This is a genomic window from Streptomyces sp. NPDC059696 (genome assembly GCF_042733745.1).
Classification (GTDB): Bacteria; Actinomycetota; Actinomycetes; order Streptomycetales; family Streptomycetaceae; genus Streptomyces.
This window is the reverse complement of sequence record NZ_JBHWFG010000029.1, coordinates 38754-54209: the sequence shown is the minus strand read 5'-3', so window position 1 is coordinate 54209 and position 15456 is coordinate 38754. Positions and strand designations below refer to the sequence as shown.

General features: G+C 72.0%; 15 protein-coding genes. 2 read left to right on the top strand and 13 right to left on the bottom strand.

Annotation, left to right across the window (positions count from 1 at the left end; genetic code table 11):
* The 11 genes from ACFV20_RS27625 to ACFV20_RS27575 form a co-directional block, all read right to left on the bottom strand.
* Window positions 1-1354: polysaccharide lyase family 1 protein (locus tag ACFV20_RS27625; RefSeq protein ID WP_385660981.1), on the bottom strand; the 1354-nt coding region annotated here is incomplete at its 3' end.
* Between the two features lie 143 nt (window positions 1355-1497).
* Window positions 1498-2847, bottom strand: a complete 1350-nt coding sequence (locus ACFV20_RS27620) for an ABC transporter substrate-binding protein (RefSeq protein WP_385660978.1) — start codon at window positions 2845-2847, stop codon at window positions 1498-1500.
* Window positions 2848-2899: 52 nt separating this feature from the next.
* Window positions 2900-3745 carry a PmoA family protein gene (locus ACFV20_RS27615; RefSeq protein ID WP_385660975.1) on the bottom strand — a complete coding sequence of 282 codons (846 nt, stop codon included), beginning with the start codon at window positions 3743-3745 and terminating at the stop codon, window positions 2900-2902.
* On the bottom strand, window positions 3742-4941 hold the full coding sequence (locus ACFV20_RS27610; RefSeq protein WP_385660972.1) for a Gfo/Idh/MocA family protein: 1200 nt from the start codon (window positions 4939-4941) through the stop codon (window positions 3742-3744). Before ACFV20_RS27610 ends, ACFV20_RS27615 begins: the two co-directional genes overlap by 4 nt.
* Window positions 4942-4961: 20 nt before the next feature.
* The gene (locus ACFV20_RS27605; protein ID WP_385660969.1) at window positions 4962-5282 is read right to left on the bottom strand and encodes a hypothetical protein; all 321 of its coding nucleotides are present in this window, start codon (window positions 5280-5282) and stop codon (window positions 4962-4964) included.
* Complete coding sequence (locus ACFV20_RS27600) at window positions 5279-6175, bottom strand: carbohydrate ABC transporter permease (RefSeq protein WP_385660966.1); 897 nt, start codon at window positions 6173-6175, stop codon at window positions 5279-5281. Before ACFV20_RS27600 ends, ACFV20_RS27605 begins: the two co-directional genes overlap by 4 nt.
* Window positions 6172-7107, bottom strand: a complete 936-nt coding sequence (locus ACFV20_RS27595) for a carbohydrate ABC transporter permease (protein ID WP_385660963.1) — start codon at window positions 7105-7107, stop codon at window positions 6172-6174. The genes ACFV20_RS27600 and ACFV20_RS27595 overlap by 4 nt, the downstream gene beginning before the upstream one ends.
* A 185-nt stretch (window positions 7108-7292) precedes the next feature.
* A complete protein-coding gene (gene araD / locus ACFV20_RS27590) occupies window positions 7293-9023 on the bottom strand; it encodes an L-arabinonate dehydratase (RefSeq protein ID WP_385660960.1) in 1731 nt (576 codons plus the stop codon).
* Window positions 9020-9931, bottom strand: coding sequence for a dihydrodipicolinate synthase family protein (locus ACFV20_RS27585; RefSeq protein WP_385660957.1), 912 nt, complete (start codon window positions 9929-9931; stop codon window positions 9020-9022). Before ACFV20_RS27585 ends, araD begins: the two co-directional genes overlap by 4 nt.
* Window positions 9928-10587 (bottom strand): GntR family transcriptional regulator, encoded by a 660-nt coding sequence (locus tag ACFV20_RS27580; RefSeq protein ID WP_385660954.1) that lies wholly within the window; start codon window positions 10585-10587, stop codon window positions 9928-9930. Before ACFV20_RS27580 ends, ACFV20_RS27585 begins: the two co-directional genes overlap by 4 nt.
* 181 nt (window positions 10588-10768) lie before the next feature.
* The gene (locus ACFV20_RS27575) at window positions 10769-11368 is read right to left on the bottom strand and encodes a TIGR03086 family metal-binding protein (protein WP_385660951.1); all 600 of its coding nucleotides are present in this window, start codon (window positions 11366-11368) and stop codon (window positions 10769-10771) included.
* Window positions 11369-11512: 144 nt separating this feature from the next.
* On the opposite strand from ACFV20_RS27575, the gene ACFV20_RS27570 reads away from it, so the two are divergent.
* Window positions 11513-11968: an SRPBCC domain-containing protein gene (locus ACFV20_RS27570; protein WP_385660949.1), complete on the top strand. Its 456-nt coding sequence runs from the start codon at window positions 11513-11515 to the stop codon at window positions 11966-11968.
* A gap of 88 nt (window positions 11969-12056) precedes the next feature.
* Window positions 12057-13295 (top strand): MFS transporter, encoded by a 1239-nt coding sequence (locus ACFV20_RS27565; RefSeq protein WP_385660947.1) that lies wholly within the window; start codon window positions 12057-12059, stop codon window positions 13293-13295.
* Here ACFV20_RS27565 and ACFV20_RS27560 read toward each other — a convergent pair.
* Together ACFV20_RS27560 and ACFV20_RS27555 are read right to left on the bottom strand one after the other, a co-directional pair.
* Window positions 13232-14398, bottom strand: a complete 1167-nt coding sequence (locus ACFV20_RS27560) for a hypothetical protein (protein WP_385660945.1) — start codon at window positions 14396-14398, stop codon at window positions 13232-13234. The two genes, ACFV20_RS27565 and ACFV20_RS27560, sit on opposite strands and share 64 nt — an antisense overlap.
* A gap of 19 nt (window positions 14399-14417) precedes the next feature.
* Window positions 14418-15359, bottom strand: a complete 942-nt coding sequence (locus tag ACFV20_RS27555) for a 5-dehydro-4-deoxyglucarate dehydratase (protein WP_385660942.1) — start codon at window positions 15357-15359, stop codon at window positions 14418-14420.
* Window positions 15360-15456 lie beyond the last annotated feature (97 nt).

Sequence of the window (15456 nt, the reverse complement as noted above, 5' to 3'; positions counted from 1 at the left end):
CCCCGGGCCGGGCCGGTTGTGTGGGGCGTCTGCTGAGGCGGCCGGCGCCCGCGCGGGCGCCGACGATGCCCGGTACGGCCTTCGCCGGGTCGACGTCCGCGCGCAGGGCCGGCGTCCAGCCGGCGCCCGGCTGGAGGGTCTCCTCCGGGATCTCCGCGTTGTGCACGGCGATCAGGTCGGTCTTCCTGCCGTTGACGTGGTTGTCCGCCGCGGTGACCGGTGCCTCCGCCCACTTCTTCAGGATCTTCGCCGGGCTGATGCCCTTCGCCAGCGTGAAGGCGTTGTGCTCGGCGACGAGTTGGGACTCCTTGCCGATGCCGAAGCTGTAGGCGTAGTCCCGGCCGGCCACGAAGTGGTTGTCGTACGAGTCGACCTGCCCGAAGCGGACCCGGGGAGCGCGTTCGACGACGTTCCGGAACAGGTTGTGGTGGAGCGTCACCTTGAGCTTGCCCCGGTCGCCGGCGGCCGTGGACTCGCTGTCGCTGTTGCCGATCATGAGCGTCTTGTCGTGGTCGGCGAAGACGTTCCAGGACACGGTGACGTGGTTGCTTCCCCGGACGATGTCCAGCTCGCCGTCGTGCTGCTGGTACAGCGCGCCGAAGTACGTCGGTGCCTCGCTGTCGGGACGGCTGCCGTCGGTGAAGGTGTTGTGGTCCATCCAGACGTGGGTGGAGCCGTGGACGACGGCGGCGTCGTACTCGGAGTTCCAGGCGCCGGTGGCGGTGTCGGTCGGGTCCCACTGCGGGAAGCAGTCGAGGGGGCTCTCGAAGGTGAGGTTGCGGACGATGACGTTGTCCACGCCCTTGATCTGGAGGCTGGCGCCCTTGAAGCCCGCGTTCTTCCCGACCCCGATGACGGTGGTGTTGGCGGGCACATCGGCCTTGATGGTCCGGTCCTGGTTGCCGGCGGAGGCGCGGCGCAGGCCCTCGGGGCTGCCGTCCGGTTCCCCGCTCAGGTCCTTGTCCCGCCCCCACGTCCCGGGGGCGTACTTCTTCAGATAGGCGTCGAAGTCGTAGCCGGGCGCGGCGAAGGCGTCGCACCCCGCGGAGAGCGCGTCGACGGTCCCCTTCACCTTGATGATCTTCGGCGCGCTGCCGCCCGCGGCCAAGGCGGACTTGAACTGTGCCCAGGTGGTCACGGTGTACACGTGCTCGGCGTCGGCGGCGGACCCGCCGGTGGTCCCGGTGCCGTGCGATCCCCACCCGTCCTTCGCCCCGAGCGTCTGCCGCGTGAGATCGCGGGCGTCGGCGTGGGCGGGGGAGGTGGCGGTGAGGGACAGCGCCAGCGCGGTGCAGCCGGCGAGGGCCGCGGCCCGGCGAGTTATGGCATGGCCATGCCATTCACGTGAGCGCATGGTGCGGATCTCCTTTTCCGGATTCCAGAGGGGAAGGGTGTTGCGCGGGGGCCTTCGGCCAGGTGATCCAGGGAACCGTGCGAACAACCACGGGACGGCCCGCGGACTGCCCTCCCCAGCCCGCCCCACGGCGCCAAGCAGAGTTATCCGTTCTGCTGGTCCCACTCCTCCTGGGCGGAGTTCAGCTGCCCGGCCATCGTGTCCAGGAACTCCTTCGCACTCATCTTCCCGAGCAGCACCTTCTGGAAATTCGGCTCGTTGTCCGCCTTGGAGATCGTGTTCCAGTCCGGCAGGTAGTACGGCAGCTGCACGATCGTCGTCGACCCGTCCGACAACGCGTCAGCGGCCAGCTTCGTCGGCTCGGCCTTCGCGATCCACGTGTCCTTCGCCGCGTCCGTGTTCGACGGCACCTGCCCCGCCGCCTCGTTGAACTTCGAGTTCTCCGCCTCGGACATGGCGAACTCGATGAACTTCCAGGCCGCGTCCTTGTTCTTGCCGCTCCTGAACAGGCCCAGCCCGTCCACCGGGTTGGACACCTGCACCCGCTTGCCACCGGCCCCGGCCGGCTGCGGAATGCCCCGGAACTTCCCGACGCCGAGCGCCTTCACATGATCCTGGTACGACCCGAGGTTGTGGTTCAGCATTCCGATCGTGCCGGAATCCCACTGCGCGACCATCTTGGTGAAGTCGTTGTTGAGGTCGGCCGCGGGGGTGACCTTCTTGTACAGCGCCGCGTACTTCTCCAGCGCGGCCACGTTCTTCGGGTCGTTGACCGTGGTCTTCTCACCGCTGGAATCCCAGAACGACGTGATGCCGGACTGCCCGTACATGGCGTCCAGTGCCTGGGCGATGGACCCCGCACCGCCGCGGATGGTGTAGCCGAACTCGTTCTTGCCCGGGTTCGTCAGCTTCTTCGCGGCCTCGTAGAACCGGTCCCACGTCGTCGGCTCCGGCAGACCCGCCTTCTCGAACAGATCGGTGCGGTAGTACAGCACACCGTTGTTCGCGGAGGTCGGGATCGAGTACAGCTTGCCGTCCCCGCCGCCGGCCGCCTTCAGCGACTCGACCATGTCCTTGTTGAGCTTGCCGTTCAGCAAGGACGAGCCGAGCCGCTCGTCGAGCGGTTCCAGCGCGCCCTGCGCCGCGAAGCCCGCGAGCATCGCCGCCCCCACCCCGCCGACGTCCGGCAGCCCTCCGCCCTGGAGGGCGGTGTCGACCTTGGACTGGTACTCGGTGGCGGCGATGCCGACGTACTCGACCTCGATGTCGGGGTTGGCCTTCTCGAAGTCGGCGATGATCTCCTTCCAGATCTCGGTGCGGACACCGCCGTTGTTGTCCCAGAAGACGATCCTTCCCTTGCCGCTGCCGTCGTCTCCCTTGCCACCGCCGGCGCCGCTGCCGTCGTCGCCGCAGGCGGTCGCGGTCAGAGCGAGGACGGAACCCAGGGCGACCGCCACGGCGGCACGCCTGCTTCTGCGGATGCTGCTCTTCATTGGTCGGCTCTCTCTTCCGGATCAAACGGATACGTGACGTCGTGGGGGTGGATCACGGGTTCACCGCCCTGCGGACGAGGGCCGCCGCGTCGCCCCGGTCGAGACGGCCGTCGGCGACGACGGTGACCACCCGGCGCACCAGGGTGTCGCCCGGCGGGAGCGGCACACGCGCGTCGTGGGCCAGGGACGAGCCGACACCCGGGTACTCGCCGCTGCGCACGAACCACGGGTCGCGCCGGGTTTGTCCGGTGGCTCCGGTGAAGACCAGCGTCCAGGTGCCGCCCCGCAGCGCGAGCCAGTCGGCGGGGCGGCCGTGGGCCTTCTCCGCGCCGTCGGCCCCGGCCGTGAGGACCTCCGGCGCGGAGGGTTCCTTGCGGGCCCGCCAGAAGAACCCGCCGTAGGCCGCGCCCGGGCGCCCGTTGGTCGCGGGGCTGCCGATCGACAGCGGGTTCCCGGTGACGTTGGTGAGGGAGAACGTGAGGTCCAGGGCCCAGGCCAGGTCGGTGAGTTCGATGGCGGCGACGGTACGGCGTTCGCGCAGCAGTTCGCCGCCCGCGGCCACCCAGCGCAGCTCCTCGACGAAGCCGTCCGGGTCGCGCAGCTGGAAGGTGACGTGCCGCTGCGCGCCGTGGTTGTCGAGCTCGGTCGGGCCCCGGTCGCGGACATAGGTGCGTCCGCCCCAGAAGTTGAACCCCTCGACGTCGGGAACGGCGACACCGACGCCGAGGTGGTGTGGGTGGTCGGCGGGGCTCAGTTCGGTGACCGCCGTGCCGGCCAGGGTGGTGACGGGGTGCAGGTAGGGGCGCGGGGAGAGCCGGGCCGGTAGCTCGGGCCGGGTGACGTAGCGGCCGACCGGCCGGCCCGCGACGCGCAGGACCGTCGTGCCGTTGCCGTTCATGGGGTGCTCACCTCGTTCGACGGACGGGTCCAGGGGGCGTCGAGCTCGGAGTAGAGGGAGAGGGTGTCCGCGGCGGCCGCGACGAGCCCGTCGATGCCGGGGACGACCCGGCGATTCTCGCCGGGGACGCGGTGCCAGGCGATGTCCGGCAGGGTCTCCGGGTCGGGGGCGGTGCGGATGGCCTCGACGACTTTCATGAACGCGCCGGTCTCCTCCGGCGGGACGAGCAGGTCCGCGCCGGTGGTGAGGTGGTCGACGAGGTTCTCCAGCAGGTCGGTGCGGCCGTGCTCGGACTCCTCGGGGCCGTGCCCCGCGCGCTGGAGCAGTACGCGGTCCTGCTTGTACCAGAAGGTGATGCGGCCGCTGGTGCCGTGCACCAGGACGTACGGCTCGTCGGCCTCCTCGGCGCACAGGGTCGCGGCGACGGTGACCGGGTGGCCCTGTGCGGTGGTGATCCGGACGCAGGAAGTGTCGTCGGACTCGATGGCGTTGGCACGCAGCAGTTCGGTCTCGATGCCGGTGACGTCCTCGGCGCGGGTGCTGCCGCCCAGGGCGAGGGCGGTGGCGACGGCGTGGGCGAGGGGGTTGGTCAGCGCCCCGTCGATCACGTCGACGCCGTTCAGACGTCGTTTGCCCGCCCAGGGGGCCCGCTTGAAGTAGTCCTCGTCGCGCACCCAGGCACCGGCCCCGCCGAGGCCGACGAGCCGTCCGATCGCGCCCTTCTCGATCAGCTCGCGGACGGCCGTCAGGGCGTGCGACCCCAGCGACTGGAAGCCGATCTGGCAGACGGCTCCGGCCGCGGCCACCCCGTCGGCCATCCGGCGGAACTCGGCGTAGGAGGGGGCGGGCGGCTTCTCCAGGAGCAGGTGCACCCCGCGTGCGGCCGCCGTGAGCGCGAGGTCGGTGTGGGTCGGGATGGGGGTGCAGATCACGGCGATCCGCGCGCCGGTGGAGTCCAGCAGGGCTCCGAAGTCGGCGGACTGCGCGGGCGTGCCCAGGTCGCCGAGCTCCTGCTCGCTCAGCGGCGTCAGTTCGCAGACGCCGACGAGCCGTACGAGGCCCTGCTGCTGGAGGCGGCGGATGTTCTCCATGTGCCAGCGGCCGTGGCCGCGGGCACCGGCGAGGACGAGGGGCAGCGGGGTGCTCATGGGGGTACTAACGGGGGTGCTCATGGGGGTGCTCATGGGGGTGCTCATGACGTCGATCATGGGGCCGGTCACCGGAGCCTCCCCACACCCGCGCCGCGGGCCACCGCCCGGCCGGCGTGCCGGGCACCGTCGCTCCGCCCGTGCGGCACGGGCACCTGGAGACCGGCGCCCCGGAGGACGGCCGAGTCGACGTGTTCCGCGCCGGCGGCGGTGCCCCCGATGGTGCCCGGGCCGTGGGCGGCCCGGCCGTCGTGCGCCGGGAGGGTGCCGTGGGCGGCCCGGCCGTCGTGCGCCGGGAGGGTGTCGCCGAGGTCGCGGGGCTCGGCCCGGGTGGGAATGCCCGGGATGCCCGGGAGCCGGCCCGTCAGGGCCGCCTGAAGCGGTCTCATCCCTTCACCGCCCCGGCGCTGAACCCGGTGATCAGCCACTTCTGTATGAAGGCGAACACGATCACCACCGGCACGGCCGCGATGATGCCGCCCGCGGCGAGCGCGCCCAGGTCGACGCTGTCGGCGCTCATCAGGGAGTTGAGGCCGACGGGGATCGTCTGCTTGTCCTGGTTGTTGAGGAACATCAGCGCGAACAGGAAGTGGTTCCAGGAGTGGACGAAGGCGAACGAGCCGACGGCGATCAGGCCGGGCCGCAGCAGCGGCAGCACCACGATCCGGAAGGCCGTCATGCGGTCGCAGCCGTCGACCCAGGCCGCCTCCTCCAGGGAGTACGGCACGTTCTTGATGAAGTTGCTGATCAGGATCATCGACAGCGGCAGCTGGAAGACCGTCTCGGCGAGGATCACACTGCCCAGCGAGTTGATCATCCTCAGCTCGGCGAAGATCTCGAACAGCGGCACCAGCAGCAGCGCGCCCGGGACGAACTGGGAGCACAGCAGGGCCAGCATGAACCCGCGCTTGATCGTGAAGTCGAAGCGGGCGAGGGCGTAGCCGCCGGCCAGCGCGACGAGCGTCGTCATGAGCAGGGTGGCGACGCCGACGAGGACGCTGTTGGTGAAGTAGGTGCCGAAGCCGCGGTCCGTCCAGACCTTCTCGAAGTGATCGAAGGTGATCGGCCAGGGGACGAGCGAGGTCGACCCGGCCGGGCGCAGCGAGAACAGCAGGATCCAGTAGAACGGGATGAGGGTGAAGATCAGGTAGATGCCCAGGGGCAAGTAGATCTGCCAGCGGGGGGCCTCGTCCCAGGCGTGGTTCCTCCGCACGGGCCCGGTGGGTTCGGGGGTGGCACGCGCGGGGGCGGGCGCGGTCCTGGTGGCTTCCTCGACGCTCACTTGCCCTCGCCTCCGAACTTGCTCAGCCGCAGGTAGACCATCGAGCAGAAGAGCAGGATCACGAACGCCACCGTGGTCAGGGCCGACGCGTAGCCGAAGTTGTGGGCGTCGACGGAGGTGTTGGCGATGTACAGCGGCAGCGTGGTCGTCTCGCCCGCGGGCCCGCCGCCGGTCAGGGTGTAGAGCAGGTCGACGTTGTTGAACTCCCACACCGCGCGCAGCAGCGTGGACAGGATGATGGCGTCCTTCAGGTGCGGCAGGGTGATGTGCCAGAACTGCTTGATGCGGCCGGCGCCGTCGACCTCGGCGGCCTCGTAGAGGTCCTTGGAGACGGACTGGAGGTCGGCGAGGATGAGGATCGCGAAGAACGGCACCCCGCGCCACAGGTCCGCCACGACCGCCGCCGGGAACACCGTGGAGGTGTCCGACAGCCAGCTCGTGCCGTAGGAGCCGATGCCCATGTCGGCGAGGTAACGGGTGATGCCCGTCTGGGAGTTGTAGAGCAGCACCCAGATCGCGGAGGTCAGCACACCGGAGACGGCCCACGGGGAGAACACCAGGGCGCGTCCGAGCCCCCGGCCGACGAAGGTCTGGTTGACGATGAGCGCCAGCGCGAGGCCGAACAGCAGTTGCAGACCGACCTCGACGACGACCCACTCGGCGCTGAAGACCAGCGTGTCCCAGAAGACGGGGTCCTCGGTGAAGGCGTGGACGAAGTTGTCGAAGCCGGCGAAGCCGTTCCGCCACGGCTTGGTGGGGTTGTAGTTCCGCAGGCTGTAGTAGAAGACGCTGAGGACCGGGTAGGCGATGAAGCCCAGCATGAGCAGGGCGGCCGGCGCGATCAGCAGGTACGGGAGCCTGCGCGGCGTGGCGGAGGCCCGGCGCCGCCGGGGTGGCGCGGGCGGTTTCGCCACGGCTGCGGCTTGGGCCATGACAGGGTCTCCGATCTCGGTACGGCCGTTCGGGAAGCGCTTTCTCATGGTGCGTGAGTCCGCCCGGAAGCGCGGTACGGGGTGCCTCTTGCGGTGGTGTGGCGCGTGCGGACTCGTCGTGCTCTGTGGCGAACACGCGGCGGAGCCGCATGTCGATACAGTCCCGCACCCCTGGAGGGGGCCGGTCAGCCGGCGTAGGGATCCGGGGCCTTGCCCGGCCTGGCCAGGAACTCGAAGTCGCAGCCGGTGTCAGCTTGGGTGATCTGGTCGTTGTACAGGGCGCCGTAGCCGCGTTCGTAGCGCAGGGGCGGTGGCGCCCAGTCCTTGCGGCGGTTTTCCAGCTCCTCCTCGCTCACGTTCAGTCGGAGGGTCCGCGCCTCGACGTCCAGGGTGATCGAGTCGCCGGTGCGGACCAGGGCGAGCGGGCCGCCCACGTACGACTCGGGGGCCACGTGCAGCACGCAGGCTCCGTAACTCGTGCCGCTCATCCGGGCGTCGGAGATCCGGACCATGTCCCGCACCCCCTGCTTCAGCAGTCGGTCGGGGATGGGCAGCATGCCGTACTCGGGCATGCCCGGGCCGCCCTTGGGTCCGGCGTTCCGCAGCACGAGCACACTGTCGGCGGTAATGGGCGACTCGGGGTCGTCGATGGTGCGCTGCATGGTCTTGTAGTCGTCGAAGACGACCGCGGGACCGGTGTGCTTCAGCAGGTGGGGCTCGGCGGCGATGTGCTTGATGACGGCACCGTCCGGGCAGAGGTTGCCGCGCAGCACGGCGACTCCGCCCTCCGGGGCGACCGGGTTGCCGCGGGGGCGGATGACGTCCTCGTCGTGGACGACGGCGCCCTCGATCTGCTCCCCCAGGGTCCCGTTGACGGTGGGCCGGTCCAGGTGCAGCAGGTCGGTGATCCGGGAGAGGAAGGCGGGCAGGCCACCGGCGAAGTGGAAGTCCTCCATGAGGTACGTCCGTCCACCGGGGCGGACGTCGGCGAGCACCGGCACCGCGCGGGCGATGCGGTCGAAGTCGTCGAGGGTGAGCTCGACGCCGGCCCGTCCCGCCATGGCGATCAGGTGGATCACCGCGTTGGTGGAGCCGCCGAGTCCGAGCACCGTCGTGACGGCGTCCTCGAAGGCCTGGCGGGTGAGGATCCGGGACGGCTTGAGCGCGGTCCAGGCGAGTTCCACGGCACGCCGCCCGGAGGCGGCGGCCATCCGCTCGTGCCCGGAGTCGACGGCCGGGATCGAGGAGGCGCCCGGCAGTGTCATGCCGAGGGCTTCCGTCGCCGCGGTCATCGTCGACGCGGTGCCCATCGTCATGCAGTGGCCCGGTGAGCGGGCCAGGCCGCCCTGCAGTTCCCGCAGTTCGCAGTCGGTGAGGTTGCCGGCGCGGTGTTCGTCCCAGTACTTCCACATGTCGGTGCCGGACCCGAGGGTCTCCCCGCGCCAGTGGCCGGGCAGCATCGGCCCCGCGGGCACGAAGAGGGACGGCACGTCGGCCGAGGCCGCGCCCATGAGCAGCGCGGGCGTCGACTTGTCGCAGCCGCCGAGCAGCACCGCCGCGTCGATCGGGTACGACCGCAGCAGCTCCTCCGTCTCCATGGCGAGCAGGTTGCGGTAGAGCATCGGGGTCGGCTTCTGGTACGTCTCGGAGAGCGTGGCGACCGGGAACTCCAGCGGGAAACCGCCGGCCTGCCACACCCCCCGCTTGACCGCCTGTGCCCGCTCGCGCAGATGGACGTGACAGGGGTTGATGTCGGACCAGGTGTTCAGGACGGCGATCACCGGGCGGCCCCGGTACTCCTGCGCCTCGTAACCGAGCTGGCGCATCCGGGCGTTGTGCGACCAGGTGCGCAACTGGCCCTCGGCGCCGTACCACTGGTGGCTCCTGAGCTCCTCGGGCGACAGGCGGCCGGTCATATCGACCACCCCGCGGCGATCGCGGCGACCTCGGCACGCTGCTCGGGCGCGAGGGTGCGGCTCGGCGGGCGGACCTCACGGCGGCACAGTCCGAGGGAGGCCAGGGCCTCCTTGACGACGGTGACGTTGTCGGCGGAGCCGTCGGCGGCGCGCAGCTCCTCGAAGCGGCGGATCTGCTCCCAGACCTTCATGGCGGCCGGGTAGTCGCCGGCGCGCAGGGCCTCGATCATGTTCAGGGAGACGGCCGGGGCGACGTTCACCAGCCCCGAGGTGAAGCCGGTGGCACCGGCGGAGAAGTAGGACGGGGCGTACGGCTCGGCGAGTCCCGCGACCCACACGAACCGTTCCAGACCCGCGTCCCGGGCGAAGGCGGCGAACCCGGCCGCGTCGGGGACGGCGTACTTCACGCCGATGACGTTCGGGCAGTGGTCGGCGAGTTCGGCCAGGCGGGCACCGGTGAGCCGGGCGTTGCGGATGTACGGCACGACGCCGAGCTCGGGCACGGCCTCGGCGACGGCACGGTGGTAGTCGACCCAGCCCGCCTGCGAGACGTACGGATGGACGGGCTGGTGGACCATGACCATCCGGGCGCCGAGGTCCCGGGCGTGCCGGGCGGAGGCGACGGCGGTCGGGACGTCGTGTCCGACACCGGCCAGGACGACGGCCCGCTCCCCGGCCTCCTCGATGGTCAGCTCTGTGACGAGCCGGCGCTCCTCGGGGGTGAGGGCGTAGAACTCGCCGGTGTTGCCGTTCGGGGTGAGGGTCGTGATGCCGCCGTCGAGCAGGCGGCGCAGCAGGGCCCGGTGGGTGCCCTGCGCGACGGAGCCGTCCTCGGCGAACGGGGTCACCGGGATCGCCACCACGTCGGCCAGGGCCGCCCGCTGGGTCTCGAACGCCACGCTGCTCATGCCCGGCCTTCCTGTTCCCGTGCCGCCTCGGGGTAGGCGCGCCGCACGAAGGACGCGATGTGGGCGTGCAGGGCGCGCGCCGCGCCGTCGGCGTCGCCGTCGAGGGCGAGCCGGAGGATCTCCCGGTGCTCGCCGGCCTCCCGTTCCCAGGAGGGCGAGGCGGCCCAGGCGACGGCGGAGACCAGGGCGGCCTGGTCGCGGACCTCATCCAGCATCCGGCCGAGCAGGGGGTTGCCGCACGGCAGGTACAGGGCGCGGTGGAACTCCCGGTTGGCGAGGGAGCGTTCGGCGGTGTCGGTGGCGGCGTCGGCCCGGGTCAGCGCCTCGCGGGCGGCGTCCAGGGAGGCCCCGCGGCGCACGGCCCGCCGCAGCGCCTCGGGCTCCAGCAGCAGCCGGACGTCGTAGACCTCGCGCGCCATGTCCGCGTCCACCAGGCGCACGGTGACGCCCTTGTACTGGCTCATCACGACCAGGCCGGTTCCGGCGAGGGTCTTGAGCGCCTCGCGCACCGGGGTCTTCGACACCCCGAACTGCGCGGCGAGCTCGGTCTCGACCAGCGCCTGCCCGGGCGTCAGCTGCCCGGTGAGGATGCGGTGTTTGATCCCCTCCAGCACGTACTGCGTGCGGGAGGGAATCGGCGTGGGCACAGAGGTCATGCGCGCCTCTCGGATCTCGCGCCCCGGAGGGGGATCGCGTATCGGATCTCGCGTATCGCGTCTCATATATGACGTACGAAGTACGACGCGATGACGGTAGGAGGGCGCGTGAGGTTCGTCAATGCTTCCGGCGGAGGAAGGTGAAATCGCTTTCTGCCAAGGGGGGACAGGAGGGTGCGTGCTACGCGGAGCGCGTCCACCCCGGGTCCCGGCCGCTCAGCCCGATCGCGCGGTCCAGCAGGGGCGCGTCCGCGTCGACGGTGACGACCGGGCCGAAGATGGCGTCGCGCCGGGGGTCGTCGACCGAGGCGGCGAGGAAGTCGTGGCACACGCGCAGCGCGGCCGGGTCGGGGCTGTAGGGCTGTCCGGTGGCGCGGGCCAGGTCCCAGCCGTGCACGACCAGTTCGTCGGTGGCGACGAGGCCGGCGACGTCGCCGGGCAGGTCGACGCCGCCGGCCCGGGTCATGCCGGTCCGGGCGGCCGGGTCGCGCCAGGCCTCGCCCAGTTCGGCGAGGACCTCGGGGAGTTCCTCGCGCCAGCCGGGCGACAGCTCCGGCAGGTTGGAGCCCGGGCTGGTGTCGGTCGTGGCGCCGAGGTCCTTGCGGGCGGCGTCCCGGAAGGCGGCGGCCAGCCCCGCCAGGTGGCCGAGCAGATGCCGCACCGCGTACGCGGGGCAGGGCGTCGGATCGGCCAGCTGTTCGTCGGTGATGCCCGCCACGAGCTGCGCGACGGCCTCCGTCTGGGGGCCGAGGTCGAGGGTCGTCCCGGTGGTGTCGGTCATGCCTGCTCCTCGGTAGTGCGGTCCTGGGAGACAGACCGGCGCCGGCCGCGGAACTCATCGCCGCCGGGTCGTGGTCCGTGGCCGGCCTTCCTAGAATCGTGCGGAGGGGCTGTTGCGGGCACCTTCGGTGGCGGGTGGTGCGTCATGGCGCAGGACGGCGAGCTGAGACTGCATCTGGAGTACGAGCTGGCGGATGAGCCCGCGCGGGTGTTCCGGGAGCTGACCGACCCTGTGGAACTGGCTCGCTGGTGGGGCCCGGACGGGTTCAGCACCCCGAGCGCGGAGATCGACCTCCGTCCCGGTGGTGCCTACCGGATCGCGATGCAGCCCCCGGAGGGCGAGCTCTTCCACCTGGTCGGCGAGTACATCGACGTCGATCCGCCCGCGGGCCTGGCGTACACCTTCCGCTGGGAGGATCCCGATCCCGAGGACCGGGAGACCGTGGTGACGCTCTCGCTGGTCGGCACCGGCGTCCGGCGGTCCCGGCTCATCCTCGACCAGGGCGACTTCGTCACGGAGCGGCGGCTGGCTCTGCACGAGGAAGGCTGGGCCCAGAGCCTCGGCAAGCTCGGGGAGATGCTCGCCTCCCGAGCGGACTGATCACCGCCTCCCACCCGGCCCGTTCCGTCAGGAACCAGGGCACCTGCCCGATCCTCGAGTACGGCCCTTAGCCCCACGATGGCCAGGTATGACGACCAAGACGACCTGGCCCCTCGTGCGCGTCCTGGGCGACCGCGCCGCCGGGCTCTACCTGTCCGGCGTGGTGGTCTCCGGCTTCGGCACCTCCGCCCTGTGGCTGGCGTCCGGGGTGTGGGTGAAGGACCTCACCGGCTCGGACGGCCTGGCCGCGCTGTGCCTGCTCGCCCTGTGGCTGCCGACCCTGGCCGGGCCGCTGCTGGGCACCCTCGCCGACCGCTGCCGCCGCAAACCCCTGCTGATCGGCGCGAACCTGCTGCCGGCCGCCCTCCTGCTCACCCTCCTCGGCGTCGGCACCGCGGACGACCTGTGGCTGCTGTACGCGGTGCTGTTCGGGTACGGCGCTGCGGGCGTCGTCCACGACGCGGCCGAGTCGGCGCTCGTGGCGACCGCGATCGAGCCGTCCCTGCTCGGCGACGTGGGCGGCCTGCGCATGGCCGCCCAGGAGGGCATGAAACTCCTGGCCCCGCTGGCGGGCGCGGGCCTCTACACGGCGTACGGCGGCGCGGGCGTGGCCCTCCTGGACGCGGCGACGTTCGTGCTGGCCGCTGGGCTGTACGCGATGCTGCGGGTGCGGGAGAGCAGGCCGGCGCCGCCCACCGGCAGCCGGAGGCAGCACACCGCGGAGGGCGCCCGGCACCTGTGGGCGCACCCCGTGCTGCGCCCGCTGGTCCTGGCGGGCGGCGTCACGATGCTGTGCGCCGGCCTGAACGGGGCCATGGTGTACGCCGTCGTCGACGACCTCGGGCACTCCCCCGCGTACACCGGTGTGCTGTACGCCGTGCAGGGCGCCGGTTCGGTCATGGCCGGCCTGCTCTGCGGCCCCGGCCTGCGCAGGCTGGGGGCGCGGCGCTTCGCGGCGTCCGGCATCGCCCTGCTGGCTCTGGCGACGGCGCTGCGGGCGGTGCCGTCCGACCCGGTGGCATTGGTGTGCGGCGCGGCGATCGGCATGGGGCTGCCCGCGGTGCTGATCGCCGCGCTGACGTCCGTGCAGCGCGAGACGCCGGGCGCGCTGCTGGGCCGGGCCACGGCCACCGCCCACACCCTGGTGTACGCGCCGAACGTGGTCGGGCTGGCCGCCGGAGCGGCCCTGGTGGAGCTGGTGAGCCACCGGCTGGTGCTGGTGGCCCTGGGCGTGGCCCTGCTGGTGACGGCGGCCGTGCTGGGTCAGAGCCCGGCGAGGCCGGAGCGGACGGCCGCCAGGTCGTCGTCGGACGCCAGCCCGACGTGATAGAGCCGCAGTTCGGTGGCGCCCCGCCGACGGGCCTCGGCGGCGTCGGCGGCGAGGGTGCCGGGGCTGCCGCCCATCCCCGCGACGACGGGGAGGCTGGCGGCGACGACGGCGCCCTCGCGGTCCTGCCGCGCGAACGGCGTCAGGGTGCCGGTGCCGCCCGCGCAGGGCACCACCACGCCGTCGGCCACGGACAGGATGTGCTCCGGGTCGACGCCCGGGTTGGCGCCGACGTGGTACGACACCGGGTCCGCGTGCAGCAGCACCTGGAAACCGTCGGGAGCGGCCGCCCGGACCGCCGCCACGGCCTGCTCCTGGAGGGTGCGGGCGGTGTCGTCGCGGTAGGCGCGCGTGGTGTTCGCGAGGGTCTCGCCGAGGAGCTTCTCGATGCCCTGCCAGCCCCCGTCGGAGGGCGCCACCCCCTGCCACACCGGCTCCAGCGCGGCCCGTACGGCGGTCGCCAGCTCGTCGGGGTCCAGGCCGTGCCGGCCGTAGCCCTCGCGGCAGGACGGGCAGAAGCACAGCGCCATCAGGTACTGCCCGGCCTCCCCGAGCGCGACGCCGCCGGTCTTGTCGTGGGCGTGCAGATGCTCCAGGCCGTACCAGCCGAGGGACTCCAGCTCGGTGCCGCGCGCCCCGGGCCGGACGGCCGCCTCGGCCGCCAGGTCGGTCAGGTACGCGCGCGTGGCGGGCTGCGCGATGCACGGGGCCCAGGGGTAGCGGTCGCCGTAGGCGTTGACGACCGACGTGCCGGGGTGCTCGGCGCCCAGTCGGGAATTGTGCGCGAGGACGACCCAGGTGTGCACCTCCAGACCCACTCCGGCGAGGGCGGTGGCCGCCTCCCCGAAGGCGTCGCCGGGGGCCCAGTCACCGGCCGGGCGGGGGCGCAGCTCCCGGCCCTCCCAGCGGTCGTCCGCCGGGTACAGCACGGCTGCGTACTCGGCGGTGACGATGCGGTGGCGGGGATGGCGGGGGGTGAGGGCGCGCGTGGAATGGTAGGCGGCGGCGAGCGTCACCTGCGCCACGCCGAGCGCGGCGATCCGCGCGGGTGCGTCCGGGTCGCCGTTGACGTCCCAGGGGTAGACGAATGCCGACGCCTTCACTTGCTCTCCTCCGGCAGCTTCACTCGGTCTCCTCCAGCAGCGCGCGGCCCCGCTCGATCAGGCCGGCGAGCTGTTTCACATGGTCCTCGTCCGGTTCGTGCAGCGGGGGGCGCACCTCCCCGACGTCCAGGCCACGCAGCCGTACACCGGCCTTGACCAGCGCGACCGCGTAGCCGCGGCCCCGGGCGCGCAGTTCGGCGAACGGACCGTAGAAGCCGTCCAGCAGCTTCTGGACGGTGGCGTCGTCACCACTCCTGAGAGCCTGGTGGAAGGCCAGGGCGATCTCCGGCGCGAAGCAGAACACGGCGGACGAGTAGAGCGTGACGCCGAGGGCGCGGTAGGCGAGCTGGGTCTGCTCGGCGGTCGGCAGGCCGTTGAAGTAGAGGAAGTCGCCCGGGGCCTCGGTGCGCACGGCGCTGACGACGCGCTGTAGGAGGTCGAGGTCGCCGAGCCCGTCCTTGAGGCCGATGATCCCGTCCGTGCGGGCGAACTCCACGACCGTCTCCGGGGTGAACACGGCGTTGTCGCGCTGGTAGACGATGACCGGCAGGGCGGTCGCGGCGGCCACCTCGCGGTAGTGCCGCAGCAGGCCCTCCTGCCCGGCGACGACGAGGTAGGGCGGCAGGGCGAGCAGGCCGTCCGCCCCGGCGGCCTCGGCGAGACGGGCGTAGCGCACGGCGAGCGCGGTGCCGTACCCGGCGCCGGCGATCACGGGCACGCGCCCGCCGGTGGCCTCGACGGCGGCCCGTACAACGGCCTCGAACTCCTCGGGTGTCAGGGCGTGGAACTCGCCGGTGCCGCAGCAGGCGAACACGGCGGCGGCTCCGGCCTCCACACCGCGCCGGACGTGCGTGCGAAAGGTGTCGAGGTCCACGGAGCCGTCGGAGCCGTAGGCGGTGACCGGGAAGAACAGCGGTCCGCTGGGGATGTCGAGTCGAGCGGCGAGAGGGGCTGACGTCACGAGCTCTCCCGGTTCCATATTCATGATTGGCGTCTATATTTCTGAACATCTCCACGCTAAGGCGCCCCGTCGGCGCCGGTCAAGCGCGCACACCCCG

What these genes read in the sequence shown, in the direction of transcription:
- ACFV20_RS27620 (WP_385660978.1), bottom strand. Translation starts at nt 2,847, where the DNA reads ATGAAGAGCAGCATCCGCAGAAGCAGGCGTGCCGCCGTGGCGGTCGCC.
- ACFV20_RS27615 (WP_385660975.1), bottom strand. Translation starts at nt 3,745, where the DNA reads ATGAACGGCAACGGCACGACGGTCCTGCGCGTCGCGGGCCGGCCGGTC.
- ACFV20_RS27610 (WP_385660972.1), bottom strand. Translation starts at nt 4,941, where the DNA reads ATGAGCACCCCCATGAGCACCCCCATGAGCACCCCCGTTAGTACCCCC.
- ACFV20_RS27605 (WP_385660969.1), bottom strand. Translation starts at nt 5,282, where the DNA reads ATGAGACCGCTTCAGGCGGCCCTGACGGGCCGGCTCCCGGGCATCCCG.
- ACFV20_RS27595 (WP_385660963.1), bottom strand. Translation starts at nt 7,107, where the DNA reads ATGGCCCAAGCCGCAGCCGTGGCGAAACCGCCCGCGCCACCCCGGCGG.
- araD (WP_385660960.1), bottom strand. Translation starts at nt 9,023, where the DNA reads ATGACCGGCCGCCTGTCGCCCGAGGAGCTCAGGAGCCACCAGTGGTAC.
- ACFV20_RS27585 (WP_385660957.1), bottom strand. Translation starts at nt 9,931, where the DNA reads ATGAGCAGCGTGGCGTTCGAGACCCAGCGGGCGGCCCTGGCCGACGTG.
- ACFV20_RS27580 (WP_385660954.1), bottom strand. Translation starts at nt 10,587, where the DNA reads ATGACCTCTGTGCCCACGCCGATTCCCTCCCGCACGCAGTACGTGCTG.
- ACFV20_RS27575 (WP_385660951.1), bottom strand. Translation starts at nt 11,368, where the DNA reads ATGACCGACACCACCGGGACGACCCTCGACCTCGGCCCCCAGACGGAG.
- ACFV20_RS27570 (WP_385660949.1), top strand. Translation starts at nt 11,513, where the DNA reads ATGGCGCAGGACGGCGAGCTGAGACTGCATCTGGAGTACGAGCTGGCG.
- ACFV20_RS27565 (WP_385660947.1), top strand. Translation starts at nt 12,057, where the DNA reads ATGACGACCAAGACGACCTGGCCCCTCGTGCGCGTCCTGGGCGACCGC.